This window comes from Deltaproteobacteria bacterium (assembly GCA_015233135.1).
In the GTDB taxonomy this organism is placed as follows: domain Bacteria; phylum UBA10199; class UBA10199; order JADFYH01; family JADFYH01; genus JADFYH01.
This window is the reverse complement of the sequence record JADFYH010000024.1, coordinates 1-11,812: the sequence shown is the minus strand read 5'-3', so window position 1 is coordinate 11,812 and position 11,812 is coordinate 1. Positions and strand designations below refer to the sequence as shown.

At 44.9% G+C, this 11,812-nt stretch carries 11 protein-coding genes; 9 read left to right on the top strand and 2 right to left on the bottom strand.

The features are described 5' to 3' along the window. Positions 1-234: 234 nt before the first annotated feature. The 8 genes from HQM15_08510 (at position 235) to HQM15_08475 (ending at position 10,366) form a co-directional block, all read left to right on the top strand. Entirely contained in the window at positions 235-6,621 is a 6,387-nt protein-coding gene (locus HQM15_08510) for a hypothetical protein (protein MBF0492808.1), read from the top strand. A 100-nt stretch (positions 6,622-6,721) separates the two neighbouring features. Then, positions 6,722-6,994 (top strand): 30S ribosomal protein S16, encoded by a 273-nt coding sequence (gene rpsP, locus HQM15_08505; protein ID MBF0492807.1) that lies wholly within the window; start codon positions 6,722-6,724, stop codon positions 6,992-6,994. A 30-nt stretch (positions 6,995-7,024) separates the two neighbouring features. Beyond that, the gene (locus HQM15_08500) at positions 7,025-7,261 is read left to right on the top strand and encodes a KH domain-containing protein (GenBank protein MBF0492806.1); all 237 of its coding nucleotides are present in this window, start codon (positions 7,025-7,027) and stop codon (positions 7,259-7,261) included. Between the two features lies 1 nt (position 7,262). Next, positions 7,263-7,799 (top strand): 16S rRNA processing protein RimM, encoded by a 537-nt coding sequence (gene rimM / locus HQM15_08495; GenBank protein MBF0492805.1) that lies wholly within the window; start codon positions 7,263-7,265, stop codon positions 7,797-7,799. Positions 7,800-7,949: 150 nt separating this feature from the next. Further along, on the top strand, positions 7,950-8,657 hold the full coding sequence (gene trmD, locus HQM15_08490) for a tRNA (guanosine(37)-N1)-methyltransferase TrmD (GenBank protein MBF0492804.1): 708 nt from the start codon (positions 7,950-7,952) through the stop codon (positions 8,655-8,657). A gap of 194 nt (positions 8,658-8,851) precedes the next feature. Next, entirely contained in the window at positions 8,852-9,259 is a 408-nt protein-coding gene (rplS, locus tag HQM15_08485; GenBank protein MBF0492803.1) for a 50S ribosomal protein L19, read from the top strand. 16 nt (positions 9,260-9,275) lie between these two features. Further along, positions 9,276-9,866, top strand: a complete 591-nt coding sequence (locus tag HQM15_08480) for a ribonuclease HII (protein MBF0492802.1) — start codon at positions 9,276-9,278, stop codon at positions 9,864-9,866. Continuing rightward, positions 9,866-10,366, top strand: coding sequence for a DUF456 domain-containing protein (locus HQM15_08475; protein ID MBF0492801.1), 501 nt, complete (start codon positions 9,866-9,868; stop codon positions 10,364-10,366). The genes HQM15_08480 and HQM15_08475 overlap by 1 nt, the downstream gene beginning before the upstream one ends. A gap of 91 nt (positions 10,367-10,457) precedes the next feature. Here the strand turns inward: HQM15_08475 and HQM15_08470 are convergent, their stop codons facing one another. Beyond that, entirely contained in the window at positions 10,458-10,727 is a 270-nt protein-coding gene (locus HQM15_08470) for a hypothetical protein (protein MBF0492800.1), read from the bottom strand. Beyond that, positions 10,714-11,283, bottom strand: coding sequence for a hypothetical protein (locus tag HQM15_08465; GenBank protein MBF0492799.1), 570 nt, complete (start codon positions 11,281-11,283; stop codon positions 10,714-10,716). Before HQM15_08465 ends, HQM15_08470 begins: the two co-directional genes overlap by 14 nt. 243 nt (positions 11,284-11,526) lie before the next feature. On the opposite strand from HQM15_08465, the gene HQM15_08460 reads away from it, so the two are divergent. Beyond that, a complete protein-coding gene (locus tag HQM15_08460; protein MBF0492798.1) occupies positions 11,527-11,724 on the top strand; it encodes a hypothetical protein in 198 nt (65 codons plus the stop codon). Positions 11,725-11,812 lie beyond the last annotated feature (88 nt).

Genomic DNA, 11,812 nt, shown 5'->3' with positions numbered 1-11,812 from the left:
TTTAACTTGAGTTCCGCAGATTTTAGTAAGAAGCCACTCTGAAAAGTCCTCTCTCCCTTGAGGGGAGAGAGTCAGAGAGAGGGTGATCCTGAGTGCACTAGAAATACCCCTCACCCTGACCCTCTCCCTCAAGGGGAGAGGGGAAATGCTTTATAGGTGGGGACTTGCCAAGAATGAGCAAAAAATGATTCTTAAAATCTGCGGAACTCAAGTTTTTAATAAAAGAGGCCCTCCATGAAATTCGATAAAATCGATTTCAAAAAAATTATCGAAGATCCCGATTCCAATTTTCCTCTCTGGATTTTTCTCCTTTCCATTTTCCTCTTGCTTCCCATCGGCGCTTGGCTCGTGCATCATTTTGAAAAACCCAAGTTCAAGCAAGTGTTGCAAATCAACAAGGTCGATTTAAAAAAGATGAATTTGAATCAGGAGGCGCCGAATCCCGCAGAAGGGCTGCATGTCTTGATTGCCTCTCCGATGGGTGAAATCCCAGCCCAGTCGGAAGGAATAAAAATTTTATTCGATCATCCCATGATTCCCTTTACTGAAGTGGATCCGGATAAACATCCTGGTATCGATTTGAAAATAGAACCTCCTATCAAAGGAGAATTTCGCTGGGTGGGGTCCAAGGGGATGGAATATCGATTTTTGGAAGAGCTTCCCTTGGCCAGAAATTTTAGGGCTATTTTGCCCAAGGGTTTAAAGTCGCTGGATGGAAAGGAACTCGCGAAAGAACATGTTATTGAGTTTCATACCTCGGAACCCGTGGCCCGCTTTGTCTCTCCGCGCTCAGGACAGAGCTTTGTCAAGGTTTCCACGCCTCTCAAAATCAATTTTTCCCAGAAAATGAATCGTGCCGAAATAGAGGCCGGGCTGAGCTGCCATACGATTACGCGCGAAGCGGATCCTCTTTATCCAAATAATCGTTCTCACGATAAAATTCAAAGTAGCGACTGCGAAGAGAAGATGAAATTTTCCTGGGAAGCCCCCAAAAAAGCAGAAGACTTGAGCGAAACCCTTTTTGTGTCTGCTGACAAAGGCTGGAAGCTCAATACCGAATATGAATTTCTTTTGGCGAAAGAGCTTTCTCCGCTAACAGGAGATCGAAAGACCTCGGTCTCGCCCAAACTGGGGATGCACACCGCGGAGCCCATGAAATTGGAACGCATCTATGTGGCCCATGCCTATCCCGATTCCAATGTCTGGTCTCAGGACGAATCCGTCACCGACCAGCTTTTTTCGCGGACGGAAGATGCAAAAGAACTGAAAAAACTTTTCCTCAGCCGTGGAACGATCAAACTGGATAAGAAACTGCCGACCGGAGATATTTGTTTCGAGTTTAACAATCCGATTAATAGAAAAAACTTTGAATCGTCCGTGCAATTTATCCCCCAAGGGGCTGAGAAACCGGACCCTAGCGCTAGAATCACTTATTATTATCAAGACCGCGTTTATGGTTCTGAAGAAGAAGAAAATTCAGAAATGGAAACTGCTACCGATCCTCAAGATCTTCCCCAACGCACGGCTTGTGTCAGCCCTTCGAGCAAATTCAATCATCCTTATGAAATCAGAATTACCAAGGCCTTGGAAGATCGATTGGGACAAACAGACAGGCCAGACCTGACGCCGCAAAGAATATTATTTCAAACAATGCATGCGGGTTTGGAAGGCACTCTCGACATCACCAAAAAAATGCTCTATTCCAAAAAGCTTCCGCTGCTTCCCTACACCAGCATCAATGCCGAAAAGATGCAGCTGAAATTAATTCCTTGTCGGGCTTCAGCGAGTACCTTGTCTCATGGAAACCCTTGTGAGAATGCTCAAAGTGAAGAGGGAGAAGGAGAAGATTCTTATGAGGCCAATGCCTCTTCAGTGGATGCAGCAGAAGAGAAAAATAAAAGCGAAGAGGCCAAAGATCCTTATCTGAAAGAGTTTACGATTTCTGCGCCTTACGATGAGTACTACCACGGGAAAATTAGTCTAGCAGAGGCCTATCCCCATTTGCAGGCGGGTTTTTATATGCTGGAGGTGACGTTTTTTCCGATGAGTGAAATGACACTCAAGAAGAAGGTGAAAAAGTTGGGTATCGACACCGAGACCTTGGTACAAGCGGAACCGGTGACGACCAGCAAGACCCTGCTTTTGACGCAAACGGCTCTGGCCTTAAAGCATTATGAAAACAAGACGGTGGTCTGGGCCCTGGATATCGAAAGCGGAAAACCCTTGGCTCAGCTGCCCATCCAAATCTGGAGAGACCAGCAATTGGTGGCCACGGGTTATACGAATAGCGATGGAATTTTAGAATTGTTGAACAATCAAATTGATCTTCCCGCCGAGTACGAAGGGCATCTGACCGTCATTGTAGACGATCCCAAATATTACAGCCTCCTCTCCACTGAAAAAGATGTCGAAGGTCTGGAGGCCTCTTCTTTTGGTTACGAGTTTGAAAAACCCACTCAGGTTAAAAACTACTTTGCCTTTTTGCATACCGATAGACCCGTCTATCGCCCTGGCCAGAAGGTATTTTTCTCAGGCTTTGTCCGTGGGCTTCGTGAAGGGGTGTATCATCTGCCCAGCGATTTGAAGGAAGTAGATTTGAAGATTGTCGATTCGAATCACAGTGAGATCTACAAGAAAAAGCTCCCTCTTTCTGTGACGGGAGTCTTGGAAGATGAAATCCTCTTGGGCGGAGAAGAGATTCCCCGCGGGCGCTACAGTCTCAACATTTCTATCCCCACGCTGTCCTGGAAGGGAGAAGCCAAGACCCAGAGTTTTACAAAAATCTTTTATGTGAACAGCTACAAGAAACCGGATTTTAAATTGTCTCTTTCGTCCAGTACGGACGAGGCCTTGAGCGGAGAGCCCATCAAGATAAAGGCCCAGGGGGAATATTATTTTGGGGCAAAACTCAAAAATGCCGAACTCAGCTGGAATATCCGACAAGAGGCCTATCGCTTTAAACCCAAGGCCTTTCAGGATTACAGTTTTGTGGATGAAGAAAAGATCTTAAAAAAGAAGAAGAAGGGAAATTATGGAGACACTTCTTATTCAGAAGAAAAAGATTTTTTTGAAGAAGATGGAAAGGTCCTCGCGTCGGGAGTTTATTCCACCGATTCGGATTCCCGGATTATGGATCCCAAGATCAAGCATGATCCTGCCAGCAGTGATAACAAAACGGGTATTGAGGCGGTAGTGGTGGCGGATGTCTACGATAAGCTGGATGAGCAGGGGCTTTTTGAAATCAACACCACTCCCAATTTAAAGGAAGACGAAACCGCGCAACTCTATACTTTAAGCGTGTCCGCCAAGGAATTAGGGGCCCAGATTTTTGCCGTCAAAGATTTCATGGTGCATCGGGCTGCCGCCTATGTGGGAGTGAAGGCCAAACAAAAAGTGATTAATGCCGGGGAGCCCTTGCAATTCAATCTGGTCACTTTAAATACCAAGGGTCAGCGCCTCCCCAATCGCAGTATTTCTTTGAAGCTTTATAGCCGCGAATACAAGACCATCAAAAAACGCAATGAAGATGGAAATTGGGTGTTTGAATCGGAACCCGAAGACAAATTAATTACGACCAGCAGTGTTCAAAGTGACGCTCAAGCCCAAGGCACTTGGACCTTTCCCGCTACTTCGAAAGGGGCCTATTATCGTTTGGAAGCCGAGATCCAGGATGAAAAAGGGCGCATCAATCAGGCGGCTACGCTGGTGGGGGTGGGCGGAGATCCCGATCTGGCTTACAAAGCCAACAGCGATGTGAGGATGGCCCTGGCCACCGATCAAAACTTTTATAAGGTAGGGGAGGTGGCGAAAATTCTGGTGCCGGAAGCCAAACCCGGATCCACTGGGCTTTTGACGGTGGAGCGTGCGGGAGTGCTGAAGCAGGAAGTAATTCATTTTGAAGGTCAAAATACTTTTAATATTCCCATCCAGGAAGATTATCTGCCCAATGTCTATGTGAGCCTATTGCTCTTTAATAAGCAAGGTGACGAAGACGCAACGATGAAGATGGGAATGACCGAACTGAAAATCTCTCCTGAGCGCAAAAGTGTGGTCGTGAAGGTAGAGCCGGAGAAAGCCAAATATCAGCCCAAAGAAAAAGCGCGCGTCAAAATTACTACCTTAGATGAAAAGGGAAGGCCACTGGCTGCAGACGTCATCGTCTCGGTGGCCGATGAATCGGTTTTAAGATTGATTGATTATGAAAGTCCCAATCTGGTCGACTATTTTTATTTCCCTCGTAAGTTAGGCGTGTTCACGGCAGAAAACATGATCCACTTTAAGAGTGGAGACGGCGAAAACGATGTGGTGGATCAGAAAAAACGAAACAAGTTTTTGGACACGGCCTTCTTTAGTGGCCACGTAAAGACCGCAGCCAATGGAGAGGCCTGGGTGGAGTTTAATCTGCCTGACAACTTGACCACTTGGGTGGCGGAGGCCCTGGCGGTGACGAGCGAGACCCGCGTGGGATCCGCTTTTAATACCTTTAAATCGGGTGTTCCCGTATTTGCGCGGCCTTCGCTTCCTCGCTTCTTGGCGGTGGAAGATGTCGCAAAGCCGACAGTCTTTGTAGAAAATAATTCCGAAGAAAATTTTCAAGGCAGTTTGGAAATTGCGGTGCAAGGCGGCGCGGCCCTCAAATCGGAAAAAACTTTTGAAATAAAACTGCCTGCCCATGAGCGAAACCCCTTGGAATATGAACTGGCGGGTGTCAGTGCCAATGAAGCAAAAATTGCCTTTACCCTCAAAGATGCCAGTGGATCCGTGTTGGATATTCTGGAAAATTCGTTTCCGGTTTACGATCGTTCCCTCCCTCAAATTTATACAGCCTCTGGAGCTACTCGTGATCAGACTGTCGAAAAAATTCAGATGCCTCAAAACCTGAGGCAAGATCGGGGAGGGCTTGAGGTGGAAGTTTCCAGCTCTCCACTTTCACTTTTACAGAAAAATTTCGCTTATCTTTTGTCTTATCCCTATGGATGCGCCGAACAGCGCAGCTCGGCGCTCATTGCCTTGCACGAGCTTGCAGATTTGCAAAAACAATTTCATCAAAAAGGCACAAAAATTCCTCAGGCCTGGGAAGCTTTGCTGAAGCAGAATTTTAAGATCAAAGACGATGGAAGTCTGGATGAAGAGGCCCTAAAACGAATTTATTCCAAGTCGCTGGCCGAGCTGAAAACCTTTCAGAAAAGAGATGGGGGTTTTAACTTTTGGACTCAAGATCAAGGCTCGGACCCTTTTGTCTCGGCCTTGGTGGCCCGAGTTTTGGCGCTTTATCCAACAGAGAGTTACGATAATAAAGTGGCCGTCGATTTATTGGACTATCTTCAATCGGTACTGAACGCCCAAAAAACACTTCCTGCTCCCAATGATCCCAAAGCTTCTGCAGATCAATATGCGCTGGATTCTCGTGTAGAGCTCGCTTGGTCGATGCTGGAGTTGGGTCAGAAGATGGCGAGGGATAATGCCTTAGCCCGAGAGCAGATCCAGACGGCTCTCAAATACCTCGATCGATTTTCTACGCGGGGCCTGGCCAGTCTGGTTCTGGCGCAGAGCATCCTCGCACCCGGCCCCGAGAGCGCGTCCACTCAGTCTTCGCTGTGGACCTCCATCACTCAAAAAATATCCGGTAAGAAAAATACGGCGCTCAGTCCCGCGATTGATTTACTGAGAAATGAAGTCCAAAGGCAAAAGAGTGAACAAGGGGAAAGGGCCTATTGGAAAGATACGGCGAGGGTCTACGATGAAGTGACGATCAGCGCCCGAGTGCTGCGCGCCTTTCTGGCCTATGATCCCAAAGACGAATTGGTATTGCCCAGTGTGCGTTATCTGATTTCAAAAATGAAAGGTGGAAACCTGGGAAATACGCAAGCCACCCGCGAGGCCTTGATGGCCTTGCTTCAATACTCCAATCTTGCTGCCTCCGATTCCAATACAGCCAATAAAATCGACGTCAAACTGCAAGTGGGAAAAGATCTCACGCAAGAAAAAATGTTTCCTTTCTCGCTCGCCAGCTGGATACAAAAACAATACTCGGTGACGGAGTTGACCCATCAGACCCAGCCGCTCGAGATGAAACTCAGCACTTCCGATTCCAACTCTGCCCTTTATTATCAAGCAGAACTTAGTGCCTATTATCCTCTGGATGCTATCCCGCGCGCAGAAGAAGGCTTGATGGTTCAGCGCGAATTTTACGATTTGAAAGACCTCAAAGAAGAGCATCCGCTGACTCAATTTGAACTGGGTGAAAATTATAAGGTGACACTGATGGTGATTGCGGAACAAGCTTTGAACCAATTGATGGTCGAGCATTTGCTGCCTGCGGGATTTGAAGCGGTGGATTTCTCCCTTTCCGATGCAGGCTCTTATCAAACAGAAAGTCTGGCCGAGTCGGCAGAAATGACTTCTCCTGTTTATCGATCTTCGCTCTTCACTCACGACGAACTGCATGACGATCGAGTGATGTGGCTGGCGCCTTATGCCAGCTACGGCATCTACAAAGTGCGACACATCGTGCGAGCGGCTCAGGTGGGCAATTTTCAGGCCCCAGGCGCCTTGGCCCATCCTTTTTATGAGAGTGGTTATGAGGGGAGAAGTCGGTCGTTTTGGGTGGAGATTAAATGAATTTCTGCCCTCTAAAAAAACCTCTTGTGCCCTGGGAAAGCTTCTTGTATAGGAAAAAGCCTTTTTTTGGAAATTTGTTTTTAATTTTTAAGGAGTCCCAATGGCAGTTCGAATTCGCCTTGCGAGGCATGGAGCTAAGAAAAAACCCTATTACCGAATTGTGGTGGCAGACAAGGAATGTCCTCGTGATGGCCGTTATCTGGAGGTTCTGGGGACTTACGATCCTGCAAAAAAAGATCAAAAAGTAAGTTTGAAAGAAGAAAGACTGCAATACTGGATGGGTGTGGGCGCGCAGCCTTCTGAAACCGTGGGCCAGCTTATAAAAGTGGGTCGGAAAACAGCCGCTCAGTCCGCAGTGGTTTCTACTAAATAGTCCCTGATTTAGTTCACAATGGAGATGATTATGACTCTTCGAGAACTCGTAGAAGTGATGGCGAAGGCCTTGGTCGATAAACCAGATGAAGTGGTGGTCACTGAAATAGAAGGGGAACACACGAGTGTGATTGAGTTGAAAGTGGCCAAAGACGATTTAGGTAAAATTATTGGAAAAGAAGGGCGTACTGCGCGTTCCCTGCGCACTATCCTGGGGGCTACTTCCACCAAGTTGCGTAAGAGAACCGTTCTTGAAATTATTGAGTAATATGGATCATCACTCTCTCCCTGCCGAAAATGAATTTGTTGCCCTTGGAAAATTCGGCTCTGCTTGGGGAATAAAAGGCGAACTTAAATTACATTTATATAATTTTCGTTCCGAAAATATTAAAAAAGCCCGCCAGCTATACTATAGCCCGGCGGGCTTTTCTTTTGAGCCTTTACAACTCCTCTCACTCAAGCAGCTCCCTAAGATGTGGGTGGCAAAATTTGAGCAGTTCCACTCCCCGGAGTCTGTCAGTGCCCTAAAAGGGAGGGAGTTCTTCCTATTGAAAAAAGATTTGGAGCTGTCCAAAAATCTCGAAGAGTTTTATGCCTTTGAATTGAAGGACTTTGTAGTGATGAACGAAGAATCCCAGCGTTTAGGAAAGGTGAGAAATCTGCTGTACTATGGAGCTTCTGAGCTTTTAGAGGTCTTCAACGAAGCAACTAACAAGGAAGAACTTATTCCTTTTGTAAAAGATTTCGTCTTGAAGCTGGATCGGGATTTAAAGGTGATTACCGTGCGCTGGAGTAATTTAGATTAAGTATAAGGTTTTTCCCTACTCCTCCCCTTAAGCTAAGGGGAGGTTGGGAGGGGTTATGGCGCACTTGTAGGCAATTACCATAACGCCCCCTAACCCCCTCTTAGCTTAAGAGGGGGAAACATATACAAAAAATGTGTTCTCTATAGAAAAATGCTTAAAAAAATTGAAATACTCACCATCTTTCCCCACTTTTTTGATTCCTACCTTCAGCAAAGCCTAGTGGGTAAGGCCCTTCAAAAGAAGCTATTTTCCGTTCTAGTACAAGATCTGCGTTTATTTACCCAAAACAAGCACAAGCGTGTGGATGATAGTCCTTATGGTGGAGGTGCGGGCATGGTTCTAAGTCCTGCCCCTTTGGCGGCTGCCATTCAGGATTATAAACAAAGAGAAGCAGGGGGAAGGCTTATTTATCTCACTCCCCAAGGCCCACTTCTCAAGCAGGAAAAAATAAAGTCCTGGGTTTCTGATTTTGAAAATATTCTTTTAATCTGTGGACGTTATGAAGGAATTGATCAACGGATTATTGATAAATATGTCGATGAAGAAATTTCGATTGGAGATTATATTTTGTCCGGTGGGGAAGTGGCCGCTCAAGTGGTCATAGATGCCTGTTTGCGTCTCATCCCCGGGGTGATAGGAAAAGAAGAGTCGCTTCAGGAAGAATCGATCGAATGGGGCCTGCTCGAATACCCGCATTACACAAGACCTGAAGTTTTTGAGGATTTGCCTGTGCCCGAAACCCTACTTTCTGGCAATCCTAAAAAGATAAAAGCCTGGCGTCTGGAACAAGCCCTGGAAAAAACACGAATTCGCCGGCCTGATCTTTTAGATAAGTTTGACAAGAAAAAAGGATCCTGATACATCCTCGCGGCCTTTGACCACTTAGAAACTATAGGGTTAAAGTCCTTTTGGTTTCTGACGGCGTTGAAAATCTGTTCAAAATGCTCATTTACTTTTAGTAAACTCCGCTTTTTCTCATATTTTCGCCTTGTCAGAAACCAAAAATCCTTTTAACCCCATACTTTCTTATAAATTGAGATGGAGCTGTTTTTATGAATACCTTACAAAAAATTTGTTACCAAAACTTACCTGCCGTAAAGGCCAGTACTTTTAAAGCCGGGGATAGCGTTAAAGTTCACTGTAGAATTATCGAAGGTGAAAAAGAACGTATCCAAATTTTTGAAGGGGTAGTCATTCGTATCCATAACAACGGCCTCAGTTCCACCTTTACCGTTCGTAAAGTGTCCTACGGCGTTGGCGTTGAAAGAATTTTTCCCTACTATTCACCCACCCTCGAAAAAATCGAGACACTGGCTCGGGGTCGTGTTCGACGTGCTAAACTTTATTATTTGCGTGAATTAAAGGGTAAAAAGGCGCGTATCACCGAAGAACAACGTAAAATACTGATCCCGGAACCTGCCCCTCAGGTCGCGGTATCTACAGAAGCTCAACCTGCTTAATCATTTTCCACAATCTATCAATCCAAAAAAAATAGAGCCTTATCTTCGATCTCAAGCCTGCTCCTTGATTGCGGGTACCGACGAAGTTGGGCGAGGCTGTCTGGCGGGTCCAGTCGTGGCGGCAGCGGTCATTTTGCCCCATCCTCCTGGTTTTGATGGAATTACCGATTCCAAATTACTCAGCCCCCAAAAAAGAGATGACTTATATCAAAAAATTTTAGAGGTCGCGCTTGCCTGGGGTGTTGGTGTGGTTTCTCCCCAAATAATTGACGAAATTAACATCTTTCAAGCCTCTCTCAAGGCGATGGCTATTGCTGTTGAACAGCTTTCGCTAAAACCGGAAATTCTTTTAATCGATGGACGACATTGCCTGCCATTGTGTCTCCCTCAAAAAGCAATCATCCAGGGCGACTTGCATTGTGTTTCCATCGGGGCTGCATCCATTATTGCCAAGGTGACTCGCGATCGGATGATGAAAGAGTATGAAAAAGAGTTTCCGGCTTTTTCATTTGGAATCCACAAAGGTTATCCGACTGCAAGGCATCGTGAGGAGCTGGCTCAAAAGGGGCCTTGTGAAATACACCGAAGGTCGTTTAAGCTACTGTGATGCATTTCGTCCCCGAAATAATCCTTCTTCTAGCCTCTCTGGTCGGTGTTGCCCTTGTCCCTCTAGGTCTGCCCGGCACCTGGCTGATTTTTGCCTTGTCTTTTCTCTATTCCCTTCTCTGGAATTTTTCTCGTTCCAGTTCCGATTTTAAAGTTTTAGCACTTCTATTTATACTAGCCCTTATGGGTGAAATACTTGAGCTCTTTGTCTCTTTTTGGGGAGCTAAGAAGCTTCAAGTATCTACAGGTGCATTCTGGGCTTCATTGGCCGGAGGCCTATTGGGGGCCTTGATAGGTGTGCCTGTTTTTTTGATTGGATCTCTCTTGGGTTTGTTACTGGGCACTTTTTTAGGGGCCTTTGTTTATGAGTATGTGAAAAGGCAGTCGTTTAAAAATGCCACACTTTCAGCTTTTGCCGTCTTTTTTTCGCGCATGGTTGCCAGTTTTATGAAGACTGCTTTGGCTTTGGGGATGTGGGTTTATTTACTTTTTAAAGTTTAGATTTTGATGAGGTGTAAAATTTAAATTTCAATTCTCCACCCAAAGATACGGCACTTTTTGGAAATGTTTCAAATTATTCGTTATGGTTGAGCTATGATTTTTTACCGTGTTGCATAAAAAAAACAGCAATTTTTTTCTTTTCTTGTTTGGAGAAGCAAGCTCCATAAACTGTCTCGAAAAAACTCACTTTAGATTCTTGTAAATTCATGAGTGGATTACGTTCATGAATTCCAGCCCAACACATTTCACGGCAGAAATGGGTGAGGGAAATTCCCCTTAAAAATTTTTCTTCACTCGAAAGAGCCTTTATTTTTTCGTCATATAATTTTTGAACTTCTAAGGAAGTGTCAGATCGATACATAGAATTTTTTAAGTTCCTCAAGTATTCCTAAATACTGGGCGCATTTTTCTAAATAAATAAAATCCAGTTTTTTTGAAAGCACTCTCATGAGATTTGTAATATCTTTTTGCTGTATTTCAGATAAACTTTCTCGAGACCAATGGAGCTTTGCTAAAATTAAATCTTCAGGAGAAATGACATTGAGTTTGATGCCGGAGAATTCCTTCACTTGCCGCCTTTTGAATTGCTGTAGAGAGAGCGGATCATTTTTGCGAATAATAAAATCAATTTTGAAGACCGATTCATTATCAATGATATTAAACATGCTTTCTTGGCTAATAGCCGCTTCGACCGCCTCTAGACTTATATAAGAATCTTGCTCGAAAAGAGTGACCATTTTTTTTATATCTTTTTCAGATATCTCAATGACAATATCGAAATCATTAGTTGCTCGAGGATGGCCATAAAAATTAAGAGCCATGGAACCTGTTAACATATAGGGGATAGAAGCTTTTTCGAGTTGCCCTATAACCTTTTTTAAGGTTTTTAATTCTCTATTTTCATTCAGTAAATCCATCCCTCGACCTTTATCGGATTTGCTTTAATTCTCAAGGAGAAATCCAATTTTCTTACCCGTTCAGGTATTTTTCTTTGAATTGCTATACGTTGTTCGGGTAGTGATTTAAAAAACACTTCAATAAGTTACAGAGGACTCGATACTCTTAAGAAAAAAAACCTAGCAACAAATTCTTCCCTCTACCGATAAGCTTTTAAGACCGGGAGCTGAGCCATTTCAGCTTCCCTGGAGCTTTAAAAACTTATGGTAACCGTAAACAGAACTATACAATCTTCAACTTTACCGACAAACGATTCCCGCTTGTCGTCTCATCTTGCCGCAGAAGCGCCCCTGCCAAATATTAGCCCGTCTCAATTTCCCCATTTGAGCCAAGCCTTGGGTGCCTTGCGCGAAATCAAACATTTGTCAGCGCGCATGACAGGGAGCCTGGAGTTCGCATGATAGGGCCCCACCTGTACGCATGATAGGGACCCGGTGGTTCGCAAGGATAGGGACCCACTTTTTCCTCTAAAAAATAGCGACGGATCTT

Coding starts and splice junctions, on each gene's coding strand:
- HQM15_08510 (MBF0492808.1), top strand. CDS start 235: ATGAAATTCGATAAAATCGATTTCAAAAAAATTATCGAAGATCCCGAT.
- rpsP (MBF0492807.1), top strand. CDS start 6,722: ATGGCAGTTCGAATTCGCCTTGCGAGGCATGGAGCTAAGAAAAAACCC.
- trmD (MBF0492804.1), top strand. CDS start 7,950: ATGCTTAAAAAAATTGAAATACTCACCATCTTTCCCCACTTTTTTGAT.
- HQM15_08475 (MBF0492801.1), top strand. CDS start 9,866: ATGCATTTCGTCCCCGAAATAATCCTTCTTCTAGCCTCTCTGGTCGGT.
- HQM15_08470 (MBF0492800.1), bottom strand. CDS start 10,727: ATGTATCGATCTGACACTTCCTTAGAAGTTCAAAAATTATATGACGAA.
- HQM15_08500 (MBF0492806.1), top strand. CDS start 7,025: ATGACTCTTCGAGAACTCGTAGAAGTGATGGCGAAGGCCTTGGTCGAT.
- HQM15_08465 (MBF0492799.1), bottom strand. CDS start 11,283: ATGGATTTACTGAATGAAAATAGAGAATTAAAAACCTTAAAAAAGGTT.
- rplS (MBF0492803.1), top strand. CDS start 8,852: ATGAATACCTTACAAAAAATTTGTTACCAAAACTTACCTGCCGTAAAG.
- rimM (MBF0492805.1), top strand. CDS start 7,263: ATGGATCATCACTCTCTCCCTGCCGAAAATGAATTTGTTGCCCTTGGA.
- HQM15_08460 (MBF0492798.1), top strand. CDS start 11,527: ATGGTAACCGTAAACAGAACTATACAATCTTCAACTTTACCGACAAAC.